Source organism: Paraburkholderia sp. BCC1886 (genome assembly GCF_900996245.1).
In the GTDB taxonomy this organism is placed as follows: domain Bacteria; phylum Pseudomonadota; class Gammaproteobacteria; order Burkholderiales; family Burkholderiaceae; genus Paraburkholderia.
Window position 1 is genome coordinate 210,805 of record NZ_CAAJGK010000107.1, and the last position, 21,399, is coordinate 232,203.

Annotated in this window: 20 protein-coding genes; 7 read left to right on the forward strand and 13 right to left on the reverse strand. The window is 60.9% G+C overall.

The annotated features are described in order from the left end of the window. Positions 1–4: 4 nt before the first annotated feature. The 3 genes from FQ746_RS31390 (at position 5) to FQ746_RS31400 (ending at position 2,363) form a co-directional block, all read left to right on the forward strand. Complete coding sequence (locus FQ746_RS31390) at positions 5–547, forward strand: hypothetical protein (protein ID WP_186310883.1); 543 nt, start codon at positions 5–7, stop codon at positions 545–547. Positions 548–1,000: 453 nt separating this feature from the next. Next, on the forward strand, positions 1,001–1,684 hold the full coding sequence (locus FQ746_RS31395) for a hypothetical protein (protein ID WP_260854234.1): 684 nt from the start codon (positions 1,001–1,003) through the stop codon (positions 1,682–1,684). A 37-nt stretch (positions 1,685–1,721) separates the two neighbouring features. After that, complete coding sequence (locus FQ746_RS31400; protein ID WP_144113703.1) at positions 1,722–2,363, forward strand: Shedu anti-phage system protein SduA domain-containing protein; 642 nt, start codon at positions 1,722–1,724, stop codon at positions 2,361–2,363. 8 nt (positions 2,364–2,371) lie between these two features. Here FQ746_RS31400 and FQ746_RS31405 read toward each other — a convergent pair whose 3' ends face one another. Then, entirely contained in the window at positions 2,372–3,499 is a 1,128-nt protein-coding gene (locus FQ746_RS31405) for a protein kinase family protein (RefSeq protein WP_144113704.1), read from the reverse strand. 364 nt (positions 3,500–3,863) lie between these two features. Here FQ746_RS31405 and FQ746_RS31410 point away from each other — a divergent pair, with 364 nt between their 5' ends. The 3 genes from FQ746_RS31410 (at position 3,864) to FQ746_RS31420 (ending at position 6,458) form a co-directional block, all read left to right on the forward strand. Further along, a complete protein-coding gene (locus tag FQ746_RS31410; protein ID WP_144113705.1) occupies positions 3,864–4,613 on the forward strand; it encodes a hypothetical protein in 750 nt (249 codons plus the stop codon). Positions 4,614–4,821: 208 nt separating this feature from the next. Beyond that, positions 4,822–5,448 (forward strand): DUF47 domain-containing protein, encoded by a 627-nt coding sequence (locus tag FQ746_RS31415; protein ID WP_144113706.1) that lies wholly within the window; start codon positions 4,822–4,824, stop codon positions 5,446–5,448. Then, on the forward strand, positions 5,448–6,458 hold the full coding sequence (locus tag FQ746_RS31420) for an inorganic phosphate transporter (RefSeq protein WP_144113707.1): 1,011 nt from the start codon (positions 5,448–5,450) through the stop codon (positions 6,456–6,458). Before FQ746_RS31415 ends, FQ746_RS31420 begins: the two co-directional genes overlap by 1 nt. A gap of 45 nt (positions 6,459–6,503) precedes the next feature. On the opposite strand, the gene FQ746_RS31425 is transcribed toward FQ746_RS31420, so the two are convergent. From FQ746_RS31425 to FQ746_RS31485, 12 genes are all read right to left on the reverse strand, one after another. Next, positions 6,504–7,310 carry an SDR family oxidoreductase gene (locus FQ746_RS31425; protein ID WP_144113708.1) on the reverse strand — a complete coding sequence of 269 codons (807 nt, stop codon included), beginning with the start codon at positions 7,308–7,310 and terminating at the stop codon, positions 6,504–6,506. Between the two features lie 99 nt (positions 7,311–7,409). Further along, complete coding sequence (locus FQ746_RS31430) at positions 7,410–8,498, reverse strand: C40 family peptidase (protein WP_144113709.1); 1,089 nt, start codon at positions 8,496–8,498, stop codon at positions 7,410–7,412. Positions 8,499–8,703: 205 nt separating this feature from the next. Then, positions 8,704–10,605 carry a PhoH family protein gene (locus FQ746_RS31435; protein WP_144113710.1) on the reverse strand — a complete coding sequence of 634 codons (1,902 nt, stop codon included), beginning with the start codon at positions 10,603–10,605 and terminating at the stop codon, positions 8,704–8,706. A gap of 347 nt (positions 10,606–10,952) precedes the next feature. Beyond that, positions 10,953–11,414, reverse strand: a complete 462-nt coding sequence (locus tag FQ746_RS31445; RefSeq protein ID WP_144113711.1) for a peroxiredoxin — start codon at positions 11,412–11,414, stop codon at positions 10,953–10,955. Between the two features lie 134 nt (positions 11,415–11,548). Further along, the gene (locus tag FQ746_RS31450) at positions 11,549–12,442 is read right to left on the reverse strand and encodes a polysaccharide deacetylase family protein (protein WP_144113712.1); all 894 of its coding nucleotides are present in this window, start codon (positions 12,440–12,442) and stop codon (positions 11,549–11,551) included. A 10-nt stretch (positions 12,443–12,452) separates the two neighbouring features. After that, positions 12,453–13,499, reverse strand: coding sequence for a bifunctional UDP-4-keto-pentose/UDP-xylose synthase (locus FQ746_RS31455; RefSeq protein WP_144113713.1), 1,047 nt, complete (start codon positions 13,497–13,499; stop codon positions 12,453–12,455). Continuing rightward, complete coding sequence (locus FQ746_RS31460; protein WP_144113714.1) at positions 13,496–14,431, reverse strand: formyltransferase; 936 nt, start codon at positions 14,429–14,431, stop codon at positions 13,496–13,498. The genes FQ746_RS31455 and FQ746_RS31460 overlap by 4 nt, the downstream gene beginning before the upstream one ends. Then, positions 14,428–15,471: a glycosyltransferase gene (locus FQ746_RS31465; protein WP_144113715.1), complete on the reverse strand. Its 1,044-nt coding sequence runs from the start codon at positions 15,469–15,471 to the stop codon at positions 14,428–14,430. The genes FQ746_RS31460 and FQ746_RS31465 overlap by 4 nt, the downstream gene beginning before the upstream one ends. A gap of 6 nt (positions 15,472–15,477) precedes the next feature. Then, the gene (locus tag FQ746_RS31470) at positions 15,478–16,629 is read right to left on the reverse strand and encodes a DegT/DnrJ/EryC1/StrS family aminotransferase (RefSeq protein WP_144113716.1); all 1,152 of its coding nucleotides are present in this window, start codon (positions 16,627–16,629) and stop codon (positions 15,478–15,480) included. A gap of 192 nt (positions 16,630–16,821) precedes the next feature. Then, on the reverse strand, positions 16,822–17,193 hold the full coding sequence (locus tag FQ746_RS31475; protein ID WP_144113717.1) for an SMR family transporter: 372 nt from the start codon (positions 17,191–17,193) through the stop codon (positions 16,822–16,824). A gap of 25 nt (positions 17,194–17,218) precedes the next feature. After that, positions 17,219–19,003 carry an ArnT family glycosyltransferase gene (locus FQ746_RS31480; protein ID WP_144113718.1) on the reverse strand — a complete coding sequence of 595 codons (1,785 nt, stop codon included), beginning with the start codon at positions 19,001–19,003 and terminating at the stop codon, positions 17,219–17,221. Between the two features lie 267 nt (positions 19,004–19,270). Next, positions 19,271–19,645, reverse strand: a complete 375-nt coding sequence (locus tag FQ746_RS31485) for an Mth938-like domain-containing protein (RefSeq protein WP_144113719.1) — start codon at positions 19,643–19,645, stop codon at positions 19,271–19,273. 453 nt (positions 19,646–20,098) lie between these two features. On the opposite strand from FQ746_RS31485, the gene FQ746_RS31490 reads away from it, so the two are divergent. Further along, positions 20,099–21,346, forward strand: a complete 1,248-nt coding sequence (locus FQ746_RS31490) for a pyridoxal phosphate-dependent aminotransferase (protein WP_144113720.1) — start codon at positions 20,099–20,101, stop codon at positions 21,344–21,346. Positions 21,347–21,399 lie beyond the last annotated feature (53 nt).

Sequence of the window (21,399 nt, forward strand, 5' to 3'; positions counted from 1 at the left end):
GGACATGCACACCATATTCCGGCAGGGACCCACAACGGGAGTCAGTCTAGGGCTTTATGATTTTGAAAGAGATTTCAAAAATCTATGTCACCAGCACATGCGGGAGAAACGCGCGCGGGCCTTCGCCTTCATTTTTTACAATATGAGCGATGGGCCGGTCCGAAAAGCTTTGAAGGCGGATGGATTCAAGGTGTTAAACGCCGCCTCCGGCAAAGACGTCACCATATATTATTTGCACGAAGGTGCTGAATTCCAGATGAATCAATTCAATCGGCAATTTCTGCGAGTCTTAAACATCAGGGAGCAAGCTTCGCCTCCGTGTATGGCGTTCTTTCGCGTGAGTGGCGAGTCTATCGAAGACGTTGATATAAAAACCATTGAGCCTAGCTTGCTTGATTCGCACATAATTGTGCAGCAAATGGAGCAGCACATACGCGACTATATAAAAGCGTTGAACAGCGAAGGCGATCTGACGGGCATAACTCCTGTTCCGCTTCCGGCTCTGTTCAGGTTGATGGGGATGATGAGTCGCGCCACTCCGTACTGACTGAAATGTAGCGATTCTGCACCGCGCAAGAGCCCCGCCTTGGCGGGGTTCCTCAATTTGAAATATCAAGTAATCAACAACAGGGTTTTAACCTTGCCTTCAATCCAGCTAAGCGGCCTGTCGCGCCCGAATCCGCCCGCAACCGGCTCGTTCCTAGCTAGTCCCGGATGCTAGTATTTCTAGGGGCGTGTTTCCCCCGATCATCGTTCTGGTAAAGTAAACCCGTAAAAACTACACGCTACTCAAAATGCCGATCAAAAAACCGGGATTCCTTCCTTTGCCGACTGGACGGCTGCCCAGCGGCGCAAGGCCTGTAGTTGGCCCCGTCATCATCACTCCTGGTAGCAAAGCAACGGCGGGTGTCATTGGTCAACGCATGCAGCCGGTCCCGAAAGGGAATGGCGGCAATGGGAGCGGCGGCAAGTCTGGTGGCGAGAAGAAGTAGACCCAAGCGTGGCAACTCGACGGGTACGGGGCGAAATTCGCGAGTCGTCCGGACAAAAGGATGCGAGGGAGCGCGCAAAGGAGCGCACGCGTATTCACGAAAGGGAGCGCGACAACCTCGCAAAACTGCGTATATCAAATGCGGAAAACCTAGATAAATCGGTTTTGACTTACTCGGGCGCGGGGCTTGGGTTGTCGCTAGGCTTTCTCAAGGACTTCATTCCCATTCGGGAAGCCAAGCTTGCTTGGGCGCTGTATGGTTCGTGGATTGCATTCACTGTTGCGATGGTGTTGGTTATTGCTTCGTACGTCGTCAGCCAGATGGCGGTCGAAGTTCAGTTTGACCGTGCGGAACGTTATTACGAGGACCGCGAGGAAGATGCGCGCGACGAGTGGACCAAGACCGAGAAGGTCGCGCAGCATCTGAACGGATGGATATACGCGACGGCATTTGGAGTCGGGCTGTCGCTGACGATTCTCTTTGTGTCAGTCAACTTGAATGGGGCCAACATGGCGAACAAAAGCGAGAAGGGCGGAAACTGGGCCTTTGCCCAAGATGGGGCAATCGGCACGAAGATGCAGCGAGCTGAGAAAGGTGTCACGGGCGGGAAATTGCAGCCAGTAAGTCCTGCCACACCGAAACAGCCGACGCCCCAGCCGCAAGCAGGCAATGCACCTCAGAATAAGAAGTAATGCTCTGCGACCGTAGCGCTCTACTCGGGGTATTTCGATGAAACCGAGGCTGGCCTCAGAGGTTTGGGACGAGATTCGCGCGCGTGATCCTCTTCGCGACTTTTATAGCCGCTGGGATACGGTGGACGAATCCGACATTGACGCCTTGAGTGATGCGCTGGATTCGGCTACGCGTGAAGAAGATATCCAGCAGTTCCTTCAGGCCAACCCCAAATACCTAATTCAACATCTTGGCGGGGGACATGGCCGTTGGATCATTCCGAAGCAGCGCCTTGGCGTGCAGCATGTGACGGACTTTATGATCGGAGAACGGGATTCAATGGGTTTCCGCTGGCAAGCGGTGGAGCTTGAAAGTCCATTGGCAAAGATGTTTACGAAGTCTGGCAATCCGTCTGCCCCTCTAACTCACGCGATCCGCCAGATACAGGACTGGCGCATGTGGCTCGCGGTGAATCAAAATTACGCTGCACGCGACAGGGGCGAAGACGGCCTAGGCCTCACGGAGATTCATCCGGACGTGCAAGGGTTGATTATCATGGGGCGGCGGGCGACAGAGTCTGAAGATACTCGGCGGCTTCGTCGGCAGATAGGGCGCGATAGCAAGATTGAGATTCACACGTTTGATTATCTTATTGAATCGCTTATTGGACGTGTGAAAAGTCTCAAAAAGTCACTGTAACAATACCTCTAGAACGGAATGTCGTCGTCCATGAACGGGGGGGGTTGGGTATGGCGCGGCATTGCGTCAAATCGGCTGTGCAGATTTGCGATAATGATTTCTTGCTTTTCGCGTGAGGCCTTCCTGAAAAGCGTAAGAAAATTTTTCAAAGTATTGACTTCGAAATTAGCGCGTTTGCTGTATTTATATGCCCCATTAATAAAGCAGCTTGAAATGGCTGTCGGATTGGGTAGGAAATCTTCAAGCCTTACCTTGCGATAAATTTCCTCAAGTTTGGTTGCTATGACCGAGGCCGGAGAATGGTATTTTGCGTCTGCCTCAATGGATCTCAGTAGATTGGAGAGGCTATCTGCAAATTCAAGATAGCTGTTCCGCTCGCCAGATGAGAAATCGCTGTCAAAATCTGTGGCAAGAATCGCACTTTTCGCTTCGGAGAATGAGCCAATTCGTCCATTCGGCTCAATCCGGCACATACAATCTAAAAGATCGCCGTGCTTGAACGCTTCAATATGCAGCTCCCGGATGATTTTCTCGAATAGTTTTCCGACAAAGTAGACTTCGGTGCGAAAGTCATAAATCGATTCTTTGAATTCGTTGGGTAAGTCGCACCACCAATTCAAGGAAATGCTTTTGTTGTAGTCGCCATCTGAGGTTGCTTGCTTCCCAAATCCAAAATCTATTATTTTGACGACGTTGCCGGAAGTGATGAGAATGTTGCTTTCCCGGATATCGCGGTGCAATATTCCATTTTTCTCAAGATAGGCGAAACCATCTATTGTTTGTGTGAAAATATCGTTAATGTTATCTGATGATATGAGTAAGTGCGTTCCAATATCCATGCCGCTCACGTATTCCATCAAAATATAGCCAGTATTTTGCTTGGGAAAGAGGTGATAATTGAACACCCGCACGATATTCGGATGATTCAGTAGATGGAGTAGTTTTATCTCTCGGACGAAGAGGTCAAAGAATTGAGGGGCGTGTTCTGAATTCGCCGGTTCGTATTTTTTGCAGGCGAAGCGCTCGTTGATAACCGGATCGTGAAGTAGAACGGTGTTGCCCGTTGCGCCTTGGCCAAGGCGTTTTTCTAGCACGAAATCCTTTTGCCGCACAAATTTGACCACTTGGTTATCCATCTTCAGCACCCCCCGCCTCAATACACATGTTATCCGGGTATTATCCGCTGGTTTGGCCCTAATGTGTCAGGCTCACATAGCTGCTGTCAGTACCATTGAAAGCCGGGCGAAGGTCAGTCGTGCCCGCTCCGCGCCTTGTCAGTGCTCTTTGCGTGGGAAGCATCGAAACGGTCTGCGAGAGGGCTAGCAGTTGCGGGGCGCGGGCTTCGCGCGACTAGCTGTCTTGCGCTATCAAACCCTTGCTGGCGACTGCGGCCGATGGCTAGTCAGAATTATCTAAAATGACCTGACTCCAGTCCGAAGATGGTTGGAGTGTCCGGATTGCCTGTGAGGCTTTAGACAGGCCAGTCGATGACGAAACGAAATGAACGAGGTATGGATGGAAACCTGCGCGCACAGCAATCTGGCGCTATCGCTCGATCGGTGGCAGGAGTGTCACTGGTATCTACACCAGATGGAAGCGAATTACCATGAGCCGGAGCCATTCCGCTATTCATGCAATTCGTTCCTTCGTGCTATCAAGGAAGTCCCCCAAGCCTTGACTAACGACTTGCAGCGGCATCCCGGCGAGAAGTCAAAAATCAAGCCGTTGCTGGACGCAGTTTCCTCAAACGCCCTCATGCAGACGCTTGGCAAGCGACGCGACTTCGTTGTTCACCACGGTGCTCTTCAGCTGAAAAGTCATGGTCGGATTGGAACGACGGAGGGTGCGACAATTAAGGTCGTCATTCCGTTCGCTGTCTACCCGACTGAGACGTCGGATGAAGCGTATGAGCGTTACAAGGCTATGTGCAAAACGAACAAGGTGCTTCGCGGCTTCGGGCCAGACTGCGACTCCGCGCCTGCGCTCTGGCGCACTTGGATGATCCCGCAATTCCCTGACCGAGACCTGCTCGACGTAGCGGTTGAAGCCTGGAGGACGCTCGGCGAATTGCTTTCCGGTGCTATTGAGGCGTTCGGCGGCGAAAAGCTCGACCTGAGCTTGCCCTGCCGTCATGATCCGGCCCAGGTGCAGATCAAGCGCTTCAGCCAGTATGAATTCTTCTTGAGTGTCGATGGCATCGACCTGAAGGAGGAAGAGCGGAAATGGCGCGAGCAAGAGGCTAAGGGGTGACCGACGCGTGATAGACACGCGTTGCGGGCATCTCTACGTGCCAACGCGTGCGCGCTTTCCGTTAGAATCGCGCATTGTCACGAACCCGACACATAACTTCGGGCCGAAGTGGATTTACGTACAGATTACGTACTAGGTCTTTTTGATTTCGTGATTGGCGATGTAAGTTGTTGATTTTACACGCAAAATCAGATTATCCGGAGTTAAAATGTTTGGTAGGTTCATGCCCACCGAGGGCAAGTTCTTTGAAATTTTCAATGCGCACGCAACGTGCATCGTCTCGGCGAGCCACGAACTCGAACTGCTGATCGACAATCTGCAGGATGCCGAAACCCACAAGCAGAATGTGCAGAAGGCCGAAAAGGCCGCTGACAAGCTCACGCACGAAACCATCGATCTGCTGCACAAGACTTTCATCACGCCGCTCGACCGCGACGAAATCCACAAGCTCATCACCACGATGGACGACATCCTCGACCTGATGGAGGACGTCGCCACGGCTATTTCTTTGTACGACGTGCAATTCGTCACGTCCGAGGCGAGTCAGCTGGCGCACATTTGCACGGCGACTTCCGAGCGCGTGCAATACGCGGTGAGCCTGCTGTCGGACATGAAGCAGGCCAGCCAGATCCTGAAGGCCTGCGAAGAAATCGACCGCCTCGAATCGGAAGCCGACCGGGTGCTGCGTTCGGCCATGTCGAAGCTCTTCCGCGAAGAAGACAACGTCAAGACGCTGATCAAGCTGAAAGCCATTTACGAACTGCTCGAAACGATCACGGACAAATGTGAGGACGTAGCGAACATCATCGAAGGCATCGTGCTGGAAAACGCCTAATGCAATCGATCCAACTCGCTATCTGGGTCGTCGTCGGTCTCGTCGCCGTGGCGCTGATCTTCGACTTCATGAACGGTTTTCACGACGCGGCGAATTCCATCGCCACGGTCGTTTCGACCGGCGTGTTGAAGCCGCAGCAAGCCGTCGCGTTCGCGGCGGCGTTCAACGTCATCGCTTATTTCGTGTTCCATCTGAAGGTGGCCGCTACTGTCGGTAAAGGCACGATCGACCCGGTCATCGTCGACCATTACGTGATTTTCGGTGCGCTGGTCGGGGCGATCGGCTGGAACATCATCACGTGGCATTACGGCATTCCGTCCAGTTCGTCGCATGCGCTGATCGGCGGTCTGGTGGGCGCCGCGCTGGCCAAATCGGGTTGGGGGTCGCTCAACATCGATGGCTTGCTAAAAACAGTAGCTTTCATTTTCATCTCGCCGCTGCTTGGTTTCGTGCTCGGTTCGTTCTTCATGCTGGCGGTGTCGTGGATCTATTTCCGCACGCCGCCGAGCAAGGTCGACCGGCGCTTTCGCCGGCTGCAACTGGTGTCGGCGGGGTTGTATAGCCTGGGACACGGCGGTAACGACGCGCAGAAAACCATCGGCATCATCTGGATGCTGCTGATCGCGACCGGCTATGCGTCGTCGCTTGCCGACGCGCCGCCGCTGTGGGTGATCGGCGGCTGCTATCTGTCGATGGGCGTGGGAACGCTGTTTGGAGGCTGGCGCATCGTCCGCACGATGGGGCAGAAAATCACCAAGCTCAAGCCGGTAGGCGGTTTCTGCGCGGAGTCGGGCGGGGCGATCACGCTGTTTACCGCTTCGTGGCTCGGCATTCCGGTGTCCACCACGCACACGATTACCGGCGCCATCGTTGGCGTCGGCGCGACGCAAAAGCTCAGTGCAGTGCGCTGGGGCGTGGCCGGCAACATCGTATGGGCGTGGATTCTGACGATTCCGGCCTCCGCGGCGCTCGCTGCGGCCGGCTGGTGGGTCGGCCACCGGTTGATGTAAACCGAAAAGCGGGCGCCCGGTCGGCGCCCGCTTTGTGACGATCGCTCAAATCAGCGGCGCGCTGCCGCCATCCATCGGGACAATCGCGCCCGTCACGTAACTCGCGCGGCTACTGGCCAGAAACAGCGCGACATCCGCAATTTCCTCCGGCTTCGCATACCGCCCCAGCGGCACTTTCGCTTGACCGCGCGCGAGCGCATCCGCGCTGTCGATACCTTGTTGCGATGCCTCCAGCTTGACCGCTTCCTCGACGCGTTCGGTGAGCGTCGAACCCGGGTTGATCGCGTTGATGCGAATGCCGTAGCGCGCGTAGTAGTGGGCGAGGCCCACGGTGGCCAGCATCAGCGCGGCGTTCGCGGCGCCACCTGCAATATGAATGTCGCTCGCGATCTTGCCGCCCATGCCGATGATGTTGACGATCGTGCCGGGCGCGCCGCCCTGACCGGATTTCGCCCGTTCGGCCATGCGCCTCAGCACTTCCTGCTGCGGGTAGATGTAGGGGAAATACTTGGCTTCCATGGTCGCGCGGAACGCGTCGGCATCGAGCGTCTCCGGGTCGTAGCGGCGAGCCGCGCCGGCGCTGTTGATCAGCACGTCGATCGGGCCCACGGCCGTGCTGACTTCTTCGACGATTTCGGCGGCGCTATGCGATTCGTGCAGATCGGCGCGGGTCCGGTGCACATGCAAGCCTTCCTGTTTCAACTGCTCGTAGGCGCGCGCCAGATTGGCGGGATCGCGCGACACGATCGCGACTTTGGCGCCCTCCGAAGCGAAAGCCCGCGCGCACGCGAGCCCGATGCCTTTGCTGCCGCCTGTGATCAACACCACTTTGTCTTTGAGACCGAGATCCATTGTCACCACCCGCTGTCGGAAGAATACCGGTGAAGATAGCAGATCGACGGGCTGGCCGTGACGGGCTCGCGGGTAGGTCGCAGCGATCCCCGAGCGATGTCAGAAGTTGCCGTTCGCGAAACGGGCGATGGGGTCGTCGGTGGTCTGCGTGGGCGCGGGCATGCCGCGGGAAGCAGTGGAGGCGCGCATGATCTGCACTCCGCTGTCGGTGGAGTCCGCCGCCTGCGCTTGCCGCGCCTGGCGAGCTTGCCGCTCGGCCAGCGAGGCGCTCGGCGGCGGCGGCTCGAAAGCGTCGGCGGCGGCATCGATCGGATCCGGTGCGCGGGCGACGGCGGCCGGCAGGGCGGGCGCGCGCGCTGTCGTCGCCGATGGCTGGACTGGAGCGGTGGCTACGCTGTAATCAAGCGTTCGAGCCGGCACGACCGTCGGCGCAACGGCACCCGCTTCGCGGGCCTGTTGCTGAGCGGCGGTCAAGGCGGGTGGCGGAGGCTCGAAGGAATCGGCTTGAACGCTGGTGTTGCCGACGCTGCCAGTAGCGCTTGCCGCAGCCAACGCCGGTCCCTGAGGCACGGTAGGCACCGTCGGCACTATCACCGGTTGCGGCGCCGCAGCCTGATAAACCGGCGTATCGAAAGGTGCAGGCGTGGCCGCCGGCGCGGCCATCCGCCGGATGCCGTCGAAGCGTTTGGCCCAATAAGGATTGGTCAGATAATCGAGCCGCACGGTCCCGCCCGTCGACGGCGCATTGACGAAACGCAGCTTGCCCACGTAGATCCCAACGTGCGAATGCGCGCGTCCCGTCGTGTTGAAGAACACCAGATCGCCAGGCGCGATCTCGTTCGGTTCCACCGACTCACCACGTCCGCTCATATCCGCGGTAGTCCGCGGCAGGTTCACCGAAGCCGCGCGCAACAGGACGTAGCGAACCAGACCGCTGCAATCGAAGCCGCTATCAGGCGTATTGCCACCCCAGCGGTACGGAATGCCGACGAGACCCATCGCCTGAATCGAGATTTCCTCGCGGCCGATGCTGTGATCGACGAAATTCGGGAAACCCGGCGGTGGCGCGTGATAAGCGCCGTTCGCGACGACGATCGAGCCGCCCGCGCGCGACGACGTCTTCTGTGGCGCACCGGCGCAAGCGGCGAGCAGCAGGACGGTCAGCAGCGAAAAGGCAAGTCGGCGCATGGACGAACAGCGAGCGTAAACACTCGTTTAATGGCGAACGGTGGTCGGATGGTAGCCGGTCCCATCAGGCTTCGGCAAGATTTCTTGACAATTTACTTGAAGTTCATGTGCTAAGTGTGGCAATAACCCGCTACGCCGCTAATGAAAAAAAGCCGCGCCGGTGTGACCCGGCGCGGCTTTTTGCGGCAAAAAAACGCTATAGAGCTTAAAGGATTTCGGACGCGTAATCGGCCAGGCGCGACCGCTCGCCGCGCGCCAGCGTGACGTGTCCGCTGTGCGCCCAGCCCTTGAAGCGATCCACCACGTACGTCAAACCCGAACTGCCTTCGGTCAGGTACGGCGTGTCGATCTGCGCAATGTTGCCCAGACAGATGATCTTCGTGCCCGGACCCGCGCGCGTGACCAGCGTCTTCATCTGCTTGGGCGTCAGGTTTTGCGCCTCGTCGATAATCAGATACTTGTCGACGAACGTACGGCCGCGCATGAAGTTCATGCTCTTCACCTTCAGCCGCGAACGGATCAGTTCCTGCGTGGCGGCGCGACCCCATTCACCGGCCGCATCGTCGGTTTTCTGCAGGACTTCGAGGTTGTCGTCGAATGCACCCATCCATGGCTGCATTTTTTCCTCTTCCGTACCCGGCAGAAAGCCGATGTCTTCGCCGACCGGCACGGTCGCACGCGTCACGATGATCTCGTTGTAGCGCTTGTCGTCCAGCACCTGCGCGAGACCGGCCGCGAGCGCGACCAGTGTCTTACCGGTACCGGCCTGGCCGAGCAGCGTGACGAAATCGATTTCCGGGTTCATCAGCAGATTCAGCGCGAAATTCTGCTCGCGATTGCGCGCCGTGATGCCCCACACGTTGTTCTTGTGGTGACCGTAGTCGCGCAAGGTTTGCAGCAGCGCCGTCTTGCCGTTCAGTTCGCGCACCAGCGCATGGAACGCCGGCTCGCCGTTCTGCGGCTCCAGATAAACGAACTCGTTGACCAGCATCGAAGCGCACAGCGGACCCGTCACCCGGTAGTACGTGGTGCCGGTTTTGGTGTCCTGCCAGCTCTCCATGCCCTTCGCGTGCTTGACCCAGAAATCCTGCGGCAGCGCGCGAATGCCGGAGTACAGCAGATCGCTGTCTTCGAGCACCTGGTCGTTGAAGTAATCTTCGGCGGGCAGCCCGAGCGCATGCGCCTTGATGCGCATGTTGATGTCTTTCGACACCAGTACGACCTGGCGATCGCTGCGGTCGCGCTGCAAGGCGCGCACCACGCCGAGAATCTGGTTGTCGGCCTTGCCTTCCGGCAGACCTTCCACCGGCTCGATGGCCGTCAGCTTGGTCTGGAAGTACAGACGCCCGGATGCCTCGCGGCTACCCAGACGCGCCAGCGAAATGCCGTCCGACATATTGCCGGCGTTCGCCACCAGCGCGTCCAGCGTGCGGCTCACCTGACGCGCGTTACGCGCGACTTCCGACATGCCTTTCTTGTGGTTGTCGAGTTCTTCCAACGTCATCATCGGCAGATAGACGTCGTGTTCCTCGAAACGGAACAGGCAGCTCGGGTCGTGCATCAGCACGTTCGTGTCGAGCACGAACAGCTTCTGCATTTCGACCGGGTCGGTGGCCGCGCCGCGTTTTTTGGTGGTGCCGCGCGTGCTGGGCGCGGCGGCGGGTTTGACCGCGTCGGCCTGCTTCGCGCCGGGCGCACGGGCGACCACGGGTTCTGGCTGCGCAACCGGCTGCGCAGCCGGCGTGTTCGCCTCGACTTGGGGACGCGCTGCGGGAACCGGCTGCAACAGGGCAGCGGTCTGTTTCGATTTGCGGCTGGGCGAACCTGTGCGGCGGGTGGGTTCGGCCTGATCGGCAACAGATGCGCTGGACGTAGCCGCGGCGCTCGACGGCACCGGCCGCAAGGTCGTGGCGGCATTGGCGGCGTGCGCCATCGGCGTGGCGACGTTGGCGCGGCCGTAATCTGCCGGTTCGGCGCCCGTTGCTGCGGCATCGCCTTCATTCGCCTGTTTCTTCGCGGCGGAGCGCGCCGGGGTGGCGGCTTTGGCCTTGTATTCGTCAGGCGGCAGGAGATTGCCGAGCTTGCTGGGGGGGGTAGGCAAAGGCATGGTTTCCCTCGAAAAAATCGAAGCACATATCGTGCGCCGCCTGTCGCATTCTGCCGGTGCCGAAGCTCGCGCACGCAGATTGCGCCCGGAGGCGCGCATTCGGTCTAGAGATGCCGGTTCGCCTGGTCTTCGATCGGCTCCTTAACGGGAGCGCGCAACCCTGTGAACGAAAGGCCGCGCGCAATTGAAAAAGCCGCCGCCCCGGCGTACGGGGCAAGCGGCTCGCCTACTGTGTTCGCGGTGCGGCTCACGACTCCGACGAAACCGGCAAACCGGCCGTCGAGTCTGGCGCAGCGAAGAAGAGTTTGGGATGGACAGGCACTCATTGCGGGCCAATATAACGTGCCTCAAAGCGCTTGTACAGCCTCCAGAATATCGTCGACGTGGCCCGGCACTTTCACGCCGCGCCATTCGTGACGCAACACGCCTTCGGCGTCGATCAGGAACGTCGAGCGCTCGATGCCGCGCACTTCCTTGCCATACATTTTCTTCAGTTTCATGACGCCGAACAGCGCGCACAGCGTTTCTTCCGGATCGGAGATGAGCGGGAAGGGCAGGTCGAGCTTGGCCTTGAAATTGTCGTGCGAGCGCAGGCTGTCGCGCGATACGCCCAGCACTTCGGCGCCGGCCTTGCTGAATTTCGGATACAGATCGCGGAATTGCAGACTTTCGGTGGTGCAGCCGGGCGTGTTGTCTTTCGGATAGAAGTACAGCACCACCTTTTTGCCCTGCAGCGCTGACAGCGTGATCTCGCCGCCGGTAGCGGGCGCGGTGAAGTCGGGGACGGGTTGGTCGACTGCGATGGGCACGAGTTTCTCCGGTTGTTATGGCTGGCGCCGCGCAACTAAGGCGGCGGCCTGGCGTCGAGGCTTGGGGAGGTCGACCGTTGCGCGGCGGATTCTCGCGCGACGGCCGGTCGTCAGAGCGGCGGTGCTTCGTCCAGTCAACGCTGGATGATCAACTCGCCGGAACGTCCTGGAATTTCACCCCATGTAACAGGGTACGATGGCAGCGTGTCGCGGTCTAGCGTCGCGTAGTAATCGCCCATGGTGGCAAACGTGTGGCCTTGCGCGCGCCAGCCTTGCAGCAACTGTTCGAAGATCGGCGCGAGCTTCTGGCCTTCGAGTTCCGCGTGCAGCGTGAACACCTGATCGTGCGGATTGTTCTCGGTGCGTGCGAGCATCCACGCGGCCACACTGTGTTCGTCGATACCGTCCACGCCGAGCACTTCGTCGAGCGTGGGCAGCGTGGTCGGCATCTGCACGTGAGCGAGCGTCCGGCCGTTCAGCACCGGTAGATAAGGGGAGTGGCCACGGCCGTCGGACGCGTACTTCATACCCCATGCGTCGATCTGTTCGAACGCGTGGCCGTTCATCTGCCAGCCCGCCGCGCCGTGCGTCGAGGGCGGTGCGCCGAAGATCCCCGTGAACCGCTCGTAGCTGCGCTGCATCTGCTTGCGGGTCCACGCTTCGTCCTGCTTCCTGACGTTGTCCTGCCAGTACACATGATCCCAGGTGTGAATACCGCACTCGAAACCCGCTTCGTGAATCGCGCGCATCTCGGCCGCGCTCTTCACGCCGATATCCGGCCCCGGCAGCAAGACGCCGTACATCAACTGCCGGATGCCGTAGTGCTCGACCACCGAGGTGCGCGACACCTTCTTCAGAAACCCCGGCCGCAATACGCGGCGCATGGCCCAGCCGGTGTGGTCGGGTCCGAGGCTGAACAGGAAAGTCGCGCGCGCCTGGAAGCGATCGAAGATGCGCGCAAGGTTCGGCACGCCTTCGCGCGTGCCGCGCAGCGTGTCGACGTCGATCTTCAGGACGATACGGGCCAAGTGACGTGCCTTATTGCTGTTCGACGAGCGCGCGCGCTTCGCCGACGTGACCGCGATACGCTTCGAAAATCTTGCGCAGCGCTTCGTCGAACGTGGTGACCGGCGCCCAGTCGAGTTCCTGCATTGTGTTGTCGATTTTCGGCACGCGATTCTGCACGTCCTGATAGCCCGCACCGTAATACGCGCCCGACGAGGTTTCGATCAGCTGAACCTGCTTGGCGGTGTCCGCGTATTCGGAGAATTCGGCGGCCAGATTCAGCATCTTGTGCGCAAGCTCGCGCACCGAGAAATTGTTGGTCGGGTTGCCGATGTTGTAGATCTTGCCCGACGCCACGCCGTCTTTATTTTCGATGATCTTCATCAGCGCGCCGATGCCGTCGTCGATATCGGTAAACGCACGTTTTTGCGCACCGCCGTCCACGAGGCTGATGTGCTCGCCGCGCACGATGTGGCCGAGGAACTGCGTGACCACGCGCGAGCTGCCTTCCTTCGGCGTGTAGATGGAGTCGAGGCCCGGGCCGATCCAGTTGAACGGGCGGAACAGCGTGAAGTTCAGACCTTCCATGCCGTAACCCCAGATCACCCGGTCCATCAACTGCTTGGAGCACGCGTAGATCCAGCGCGGCTTGTTGATCGGGCCGTACGACAGTTGCGATTCTTCCGGATCGAACTGCTCGTCGGTGCACATGCCGTAGACCTCGGAGGTCGACGGAAACACCAGATGCTTGCCGTACTTGACCGCCGAACGCACGATCGGCAGGTTCGCTTCGAAGTCGAGTTCGAACACGCGCAGCGGCTGCTTGACGTACGTGGCGGGCGTGGCGATCGCGACCAGCGGCAGGATCACGTCGCATTTCTTGACGTGATATTCGACCCACTCCTTGTTGATCGTGATGTCGCCTTCGAAGAAGTGCATCCGCTCGTGATTGATGAGGTCGCCCAGACGTTCCGTCTGCATGTCCATCCCGTAGACTTCCCAGTCGGTCGTCTCGAGAATGCGTTTGGACAGGTGGTGGCCGATGAAGCCGTTCACACCCAGAATCAGGACTTTTTTCATGAATGACGGGGAGTTTGAATGAGCTGGGCGAATCCGGCCGGAGTAACGGCGGCGTCTTTGCCGTTCTGCGAGTGCCGCAATTCGTGGATGGCGATGGCGCGGCCGTCGCCGCATATCGCAAAAATGGCATTATCGCTTACGTGCAGGCCCGGGGGCAAATCCGAGCGGAGCGCGCCGGGCGGCGCCAGACGGGCGCGCGCGACGATGAAACGATGGCCGTCGAGATCGGTAAACGCGCCGGGATAGGGCGGCGCGACCGCGCGGATCAGGTTGTAGACCTGCTGCGCCGTTTGCGTCCAGTCGATCCGGCCGTCTTCCGGCTTGCGCCCGCCGTAATAGCTGCCTTGTGTCAGGTCGTTCGGCAGATGCGGCGCCTCGCCGGCCAGCAAGGCCGGCAGCACGCGCCAGAGCGTCTGTTCGGCGGCGACGGTGACCTTGTCGAACACTTGCGCGGCGGTGTCGTCGGGCAGAATGGGTACCGGCGTTTGCGCGATGATCGCGCCCGCATCGGGCTTCGCGGCCATTTCGTGCAGCGTCGCGCCGGTTTCGTTCTCGCCGTGTATCACCGCCCAGTTGGTCGGCACCCGGCCACGGTACTTCGGCAGCAGCGAGCCATGCATGTTGTACGCGCCGCGGGTGGCGAGCGCCAGCAGCTCGACGGGCAGCATGTGCCGGTAATAGAACGAGAAGATGAAATCCGGCCGCGCGGCGCTGAGGGCCTCGTGCAGTTCCGCGCTCTTCGGGTCGGCCGGCGTAAGCACCGGAATGCCGTGCTCCGCTGCCACCGACGCGACGCTGCCGAACCAGATGTTCTCGGTCGGACTGTCTTCGTGCGTGACGACCAGCGCCACTTCGACGCCGCGTGCCAGCAGCGTCAACAGGCAGCGCACGCCGACGTTGTGATACGCGAAAACGACCGCGCGTGGCTTCATGAGGGGGTGTCCTGATCGAGCAGCGGCGCGGCTTGCACACCGTGCACCACGGTCTGACGCGGCGCTTCGGTCACGGTCGTGCCGTCGCGTTGTTCGAGGATGGTTTGCACCAGATAACGCGGCCGCGCGCGCACCTGCTGGTAAATCCGGCCGATATATTCGCCGAGCAGCCCGAGCGCGAAAATGATCACGCCGAGCAGGAAGAACGTAATGGCGAACAGCGTGAACACGCCTTGCACTTCCGCGCCGATGATGAAGCGGCGAATCAGCAGCAGCACGAACAGCGCGGCCGAGCCGAGCGACAGGATCACGCCGATGAACGACAGCCACTGCAGCGGCACCACCGAGAAACCGGTGACGAGGTCGAAATTCAAACGGATCAGCGAATACAGCGAGTATTTGGATTCGCCGGCAAAGCGCTCTTCGTGTGCGACTTCGATTTCGACCGGATTCTGCGCGAACGTGTACGCCAGCGCCGGAATGAACGTGTTGATTTCGCCGCAGCGATTGATCGTATCGATGATGTGCCGGCTGTACGCCCGCAGCATGCAACCCTGGTCGGTCATCTTGATGCGGGTGATGCGCTCGCGCAGACGGTTCATCACGCGCGAGGCCTTGCGGCGCCACAGGCTGTCCTGGCGTTGCAGGCGGATCGTGCCGACGTAGTCGTAGCCTTCGCGCATCTTGTTGACCAGCTTGCTGATTTCTTCGGGCGGGTTCTGCAAGTCGGCGTCGAGCGTAATGACGATGTCGCCGCGCGACTGCTCGAAGCCCGCCAGAATCGCCATGTGCTGGCCGTAGTTTCCATTCAGCAGGATCACACGCGAGGTGTCGGGCCGCGCGCGGAACTGCTCCGCGAGCAGGGCGGCGGATTTGTCGCGGCTGCCGTCGTTGATGAAGATCACTTCATACGACGTGCCGAGCGCGTCGAGTGCCGGGTAGAGGCGCGCGAACAGCGCGGCCAGCCCGGCTTCCTCGTTGTACACCGGGATGATGATCGACACTTCCGGTGTGACGGCGCGATGTTCCGAATAACTCATGTCCGCTTATTTTCCGTATTGTTCGCAAATTTCGTTGACCGCCTGGCAGACCCGCGCCACGTCGCTATCGCTCAATTGCGTGAAGAGCGGCAACGTGACCGTGCTGGCACCGTAATGCTCGGCGTGCGGGAACATGCCTTCGCTGAAACCGCGCGCGCGGTACAGCGAGAACAGGTGAATCGCAGGATAGTGCACGCCCGAACCGATGCCGCGCTCTTTCAGGTGATTCATGAATTCGGCGCGGGAAATCGACAGCCGGTCGAGCGGCAGCGTGACGAGGAACATGTGCCAGTTGCTGTTCTCGAAATCCGCAAGCGGCAGGCCCAGCCCCAGTTTCACGGCTGCGCCGCCTTCGAGGCCGGCGAAATACGCGCGCGCCAGCTTTTTGCGCTGCGCGGTGAAACGCTCGATGTGCTGCAACTGCCCGAGGCCGACCCGTGCGGCCACGTCCGTGAGGTTGTACTTGCCGCCGAGCAGCTCGCAGTCCATGCCGTCGAAGCCGGTGCGCACGATGCCTTGCAGACGGTATTTCTGCGCCAGCACCGCTTCCTCTTCGTTGTTCAGAACGAGGGCGCCGCCTTCGATCGACGTCAGATTCTTGTTGGCGTGGAAGCTGAACGACACGATGTCGCCCAGCCGGCCGATGCGCTCGCCGCGCCACGTGGCGCCGAACGCCTGCGCGGCGTCTTCGATCACGCGCAGCTTGTGCGCGCGGGCGATTTCGTACAGACGGTCCATATCGACCGGCAAGCCCGACAGATACACCGGAATCAGCGCCTTGGTGCGCGGCGTAATGGCTTTTTCGAGCAGGTCGAGGTCGATGTTGCGGGTCGCCGGGTCGATGTCGACGAACACCGGCGTTGCGCCGACTTCGTAAATCACGTTGCTGGTGGACACCCAGGAAGCGGGCGTCGTGATGACTTCGTCTCCAGCGCCCACGCCCGCGATGCGCAGGCCGATTTCGAGCGTCGCCGTGCCGGAATTGAAGGTGCGCACCGGGCGGCCGCCGCAGTAGTCCGACAGCGCGGCTTCGAACTTCTGGTTCTGCGGTCCGGTGGTAATCCAGCCGGAGCGCAGCACGTCGACGACGCCCTGAATCGTTTCTTCATCGATTTCGGGTTTGACGAACGGCAGGAACGGGACTGATGACTGGCTCATGAATACGTCGCTCGATTGAGAGGGAAACAGGCCGAGGAGGGCGCGCAGTCGCACACACCACGCGCAAACTCCGGGCCGCGGCCGGGGAAGACAGAATCGGCGGAACCCGCACCCGCGCAGGCGAACCGCAGTCGATGGACACAAATGGTAATCAGCGCGGCGGGATAACGCGAGCCCCGCCACACCTGCCGCCTAGCTGCGCGCCAGCACCACCACGCCGATCAGGATCACGCCGATGCCCACCAGCTTCTGCACCGACATCACTTCGCCGAACAGATACCACGCGGCGAACGCGTTGACGACGTAACCGAGCGACAGCATCGGGTAGGCGATCGACACGTCGACGCGCGACAGCCCGACTACCCACACAGCCACGCTGATCACATAGCAGGCCAGCCCGCCGATGATCGGCGGCTGCGTGGCGAGCCGGAACGCGATGGGCAGAATGTTCGCACGGGTGAATTCGAAGTGTCCAACGGCATTCGTGCCCGCTTTGAGCAGCAACTGCGCGCCGGCGTTCAACGTGACGCCGGCGAGGATGCAAAAGAGCGAAATCGGGTTCATCGGGCGGACGGGTCCTCAGATGGGGTCATGACTGGGGTTTTTCTACGTGTGTAGCAACGTGCGTAGCGACGGGCGTAGCGGCGGGCGTAGCGACGCCCGCCGCAGGCGCTAAGGGCGTGGCCGCCGGACCGGCGAGCGGCTTCATCACCACCACGCGGCGCGAATCGCGCGCGATCAGCTGCATCGGCAACTGTTCCTTCAAAAAGCGCTCGTAGGTTTCCGGCGGCAGCAGCGCCAGCGCGTAGCGGTCGGCCTTCCAGATGGGAATCCATGCGGCGATCGACGGCACCCATTTCTGCGGCTCGACGGACACGCCGAACGTAAGTTCGTCGGCGTGCTCGACCATGATCGTCGTGTGATCGACGTAGAAAGGCAGCGTGTGATCGAGCACGCCGACCGAGTAGAACGGCGTGTCGGGCGGCAGCTTCGCGAGCTGCGCCTTGATGGCGGGCGCGAGCAGCACGCCGGAGCTTTGCCGGCCGAACACGTCGTGCCCGGTACCGGCGATGCTGCCGAGCAGCAGCCACGCCGCACCGAAAGCCGCCACGGCGCCGAGACTGCCGTTACGGCTGCGGCGGTTCGCCCAGAGCGCGGCGAGCGTGAGCACAAATGCCACGCCGAGCGCGGCCAGCACCCATCCCCGGAATTCCGCGTACAGCGCGGCCGGGTTGCGCTCGCTGCCGAAGCGCGTCATGAACAGCGCGGCAAACGCCGCCACGACCAGAAACAGCGCGTAGCCGGCCAGATGACGCCGCCACTGCTCGCGCGTGACGAGCGGCAGATACATGCCGATCAACAGCGCGATGGGCGGCGCGATCGGCAGTGTGTAAGACAGCAGCTTGGAGTGCGACGCACTGAAAAACAGGAAGATGAACGCGGTCCAGACCAGCATCAGCGTGACCGGCGCGAAGCCGTTGGGCTGGCGCGGCAGACGCCAGGCGTGCCGCACGCTCTGCACGGCCACCGACAGCCACGGCAGGAAGCCGACCAGCAGAACCGGCACGAAGTAGTAGAACGCACCGGGGCGATTCTGTTCAGGCGTCAGATACCGCTTGAACTGCTGCACGATGAAGAAGAAATTCAGGAATTCGGGGTTGCGCTGCTGCACCAGCACGAACCAGGGGGTGACGATCGCGAAAAAGACGATCAGGCCGCCGATCAGATGCAGGCGCTTCCACAGCGCCCAGTCGCGGGCGGCGAGCGTGTAGAGCACGAGCACCGCGCCCGGCAGGATCAGGCCGACCAACCCCTTCGAGAGCACCGCCAGCGCCATCGAGCCCCAGCACACATACATCCAGCCGCGCACGCAGCCGGTTTGCAGACCGGGCCGTTGCGCGAGCAGCAGCGCGCAGAGCGTGACTTCCATCCAGAACGACAGGCCCATGTCGAGTGTGTTGAAGTGGCCCATCAGGTTCCAGTACGGAGAACTGGCCAGCGCGATGGCCGCGAACACGCCGGTCGCCGCGTTGAACACGCGCGCGCCGGTAAAGCCGAGCAGCAGCACGCCCGCGAAGCCGGTCAGCGCGGTGTAAAGCCGCGCCTGCCACTCGCCGATCCCGAACCACGCGAAAGTCAGCGCGTTGAACCAGGTTTGCAGCGGCGGTTTCTCGAAATACTTGTAGCCGTTGTAGCGCGGCGTGATCCAGTCGCCGGTGACGAACATTTCGCGCGCCATTTCAGCGTAGCGGCCTTCGTCGCTAGGCAGCAGATGGCGCCAGCCCAGCGGTACGAACCAGATCACGGCGAGGGCCAGCACCAGCAGCAGGATCGTGGTGCGATTGAGCGGTAGCCTCGTCGGCGTATCGTTCATGGATGTCAACCAGGTTTGGCGACGCCGCGGTGGCGGCGAAGCGGAATTGTTTCGAAACGTCGCGCGTCCCGACCGCGCTTGCCGGTAGGGAATGATGGCGCGCAGTGTACGTGATCGGCGAGGGCGCGGCGAGGACTTGCAAAACGCCCGCCGACGTGCGTGGCCTGACCTGGCGCGTCACGGGGCTGCGCCCGCCGGGCGGTCGCGTCGGGTGGTCGCGCCGGCCGGCGGGAAGCGATGCCGGCCGCCGTGCGCAACGAGCCGCCGTCAACCTTCGATCAGCAGCGCGGCGGCGACCTTGCGGCCCTCGGCCATCAGGATGTTGTACGTGCGGCAGGCGGCCTTGAAGTCCATGGTTTCCACGCCGATGCGTTTCGCAGTGAGGGCCGCGGTCAGGCGCGGATGCGGAAAGCGCAGGCGCTCGCCGCTGCCGAACACCACCACCTCGGGCGCATAGTCCACCAGCATCGCGAAATGATCGGCGCTGAGCGCCTCGAAGGAAGCCACCGGCCAGGCAATGACGGGCGACTCCGGCAGCACGAGAATGCTGCCCGAATGCCGCACCAGATTGATTTCGACATAGTCGGCGCCGTAGCCGGTGACGGTATTGAGGGCGCCGCTCGCATCCTGATGTAATTTCAAATCGATTTTCCGAAGTCGTCGTGGAGCGTTCCGAGTGCCGGCTGGCGGGCACGAAAAAGACGCACGAGCAGGACAGAAGCCGTAAAAAAGCGGCCGAAAGGCTTGCCGTTGCGGGTCGCGCATTGCGGAAGTCGGCCAAAATCCGCTAAATTATAACTTTTTGGCTGCCTTGCGGCGCCCATCCTCGTGTGCCGCCATAAGTGAAGCCGAGGAGCCGGACGGTGCGGCAGGTGCGGCCCGCGACTATCTGTCTTGCGTGTCCAGCACGCGTCCAGCACCTATCTGGCGCGCGTCAAGCGTTCGCTGCCGGCTACCATGACCGGCCATGCTGCCCGACAATTACCCCTTTGGCGGATTGGCCCGGTCCCCGTGTTCGATCCGGCCCCGCTGGTTCGCCTCCGGCCTCCGGCCTCAGGCCTCAGGCCCCCAAGAAGCCTTATCAACCAGGATGAAGTGCCCGCCGTGAAACCGATTCTCAAATCCAACAAGTTGTTGAATGTCTGTTACGACATTCGCGGGCCCGTTCTCGACCACGCCAAGCGGCTCGAAGAGGAAGGCCACCGCATCATCAAGCTGAACATCGGCAATCTGGCGGCGTTCGGTTTCGAGGCGCCGGACGAAATCATCCAGGACATGATCCTGAACCTGCCGGGCTCGTCCGGGTATTCGGATTCGAAAGGGGTGTTCGCCGCGCGCAAGGCGATCATGCACTACACCCAGCAAAAGGGCGTGCACGGCGTCGAACTGGACGACATCTACATCGGCAACGGCGCCTCCGAGCTGATCGTGATGGCCTTGCAGGGCCTCTTGAACGACGGCGACGAAGTGCTGCTGCCCGCGCCGGATTACCCGCTGTGGACCGCCGGCGTGAGTCTGTCGGGCGGCACGCCGGTGCACTACATCTGCGACGAATCGAACGGCTGGATGCCCGATCTCGACGACATCCGCGCCAAAATTACGCCGAACACCCGTGCGCTCGTCGTCATCAACCCGAACAATCCGACCGGCGCACTGTATTCGGACGAACTGCTGCTCGGCCTGATCGACATCGCGCGCCAGCACGGCCTCGTCATTTTCGCCGACGAGGTGTACGACAAGATCGTCTACGACGGCAGGCAGCACACGTCGATGGCGGCGCTCTCCGAAGACGTGCTGACGGTCACGTTCAACAGCCTGTCGAAAAGCTACCGGTCCTGCGGCTACCGCGCCGGCTGGATGTTCATTTCGGGGCTGACCGGCGAAAATCGCCGCCGCGCCAAGGACTATTTCGAAGGGCTCGGCATTCTGGCTTCCATGCGTCTGTGCCCGAACGTACCCGGCCAGTATGCGATCCAGACCGCGCTCGGCGGCTACCAGAGCATCAACGACCTGATCGTGCCGAGCGGGCGCCTGTACAAACAGCGCGAACTCGCGTATGACATGCTGACTGCGATCCCGGGCGTCACCTGCGTGAAGCCCGACGCGGCGCTCTACATGTTCCCGCGCCTCGATCCGAAGATGTATCCGATCCAGGACGACCAGCAGTTCATCCTCGATCTGCTGCTCGCGGAACGCGTGCTGCTCGTGCAAGGCACCGGTTTCAACTGGAAAACGCCGGATCACTTCCGCGTCGTGTTCCTGCCGAACGTGGACGACCTTGCCGATTCGATCAACCGGATCGCGCGTTTTCTCGACGGCTATCGCAAACGTCACACGGCCTAGCGCACACTGGCGAACGGCGCGGCGGCCTGGTCTGCGCCCGCAGTTGTTCCGCC

What these genes read in the sequence shown, in the direction of transcription:
- FQ746_RS31390 (WP_186310883.1), top strand. Translation starts at nt 5, where the DNA reads ATGCACACCATATTCCGGCAGGGACCCACAACGGGAGTCAGTCTAGGG.
- FQ746_RS31400 (WP_144113703.1), top strand. Translation starts at nt 1,722, where the DNA reads ATGAAACCGAGGCTGGCCTCAGAGGTTTGGGACGAGATTCGCGCGCGT.
- FQ746_RS31405 (WP_144113704.1), bottom strand. Translation starts at nt 3,499, where the DNA reads ATGGATAACCAAGTGGTCAAATTTGTGCGGCAAAAGGATTTCGTGCTA.
- FQ746_RS31410 (WP_144113705.1), top strand. Translation starts at nt 3,864, where the DNA reads ATGAACGAGGTATGGATGGAAACCTGCGCGCACAGCAATCTGGCGCTA.
- FQ746_RS31415 (WP_144113706.1), top strand. Translation starts at nt 4,822, where the DNA reads ATGTTTGGTAGGTTCATGCCCACCGAGGGCAAGTTCTTTGAAATTTTC.
- FQ746_RS31420 (WP_144113707.1), top strand. Translation starts at nt 5,448, where the DNA reads ATGCAATCGATCCAACTCGCTATCTGGGTCGTCGTCGGTCTCGTCGCC.
- FQ746_RS31425 (WP_144113708.1), bottom strand. Translation starts at nt 7,310, where the DNA reads ATGGATCTCGGTCTCAAAGACAAAGTGGTGTTGATCACAGGCGGCAGC.
- FQ746_RS31430 (WP_144113709.1), bottom strand. Translation starts at nt 8,498, where the DNA reads ATGCGCCGACTTGCCTTTTCGCTGCTGACCGTCCTGCTGCTCGCCGCT.
- FQ746_RS31435 (WP_144113710.1), bottom strand. Translation starts at nt 10,605, where the DNA reads ATGCCTTTGCCTACCCCCCCCAGCAAGCTCGGCAATCTCCTGCCGCCT.
- FQ746_RS31455 (WP_144113713.1), bottom strand. Translation starts at nt 13,499, where the DNA reads ATGAAAAAAGTCCTGATTCTGGGTGTGAACGGCTTCATCGGCCACCAC.
- FQ746_RS31460 (WP_144113714.1), bottom strand. Translation starts at nt 14,431, where the DNA reads ATGAAGCCACGCGCGGTCGTTTTCGCGTATCACAACGTCGGCGTGCGC.
- FQ746_RS31465 (WP_144113715.1), bottom strand. Translation starts at nt 15,471, where the DNA reads ATGAGTTATTCGGAACATCGCGCCGTCACACCGGAAGTGTCGATCATC.
- FQ746_RS31470 (WP_144113716.1), bottom strand. Translation starts at nt 16,629, where the DNA reads ATGAGCCAGTCATCAGTCCCGTTCCTGCCGTTCGTCAAACCCGAAATC.
- FQ746_RS31475 (WP_144113717.1), bottom strand. Translation starts at nt 17,193, where the DNA reads ATGAACCCGATTTCGCTCTTTTGCATCCTCGCCGGCGTCACGTTGAAC.
- FQ746_RS31480 (WP_144113718.1), bottom strand. Translation starts at nt 19,003, where the DNA reads ATGAACGATACGCCGACGAGGCTACCGCTCAATCGCACCACGATCCTG.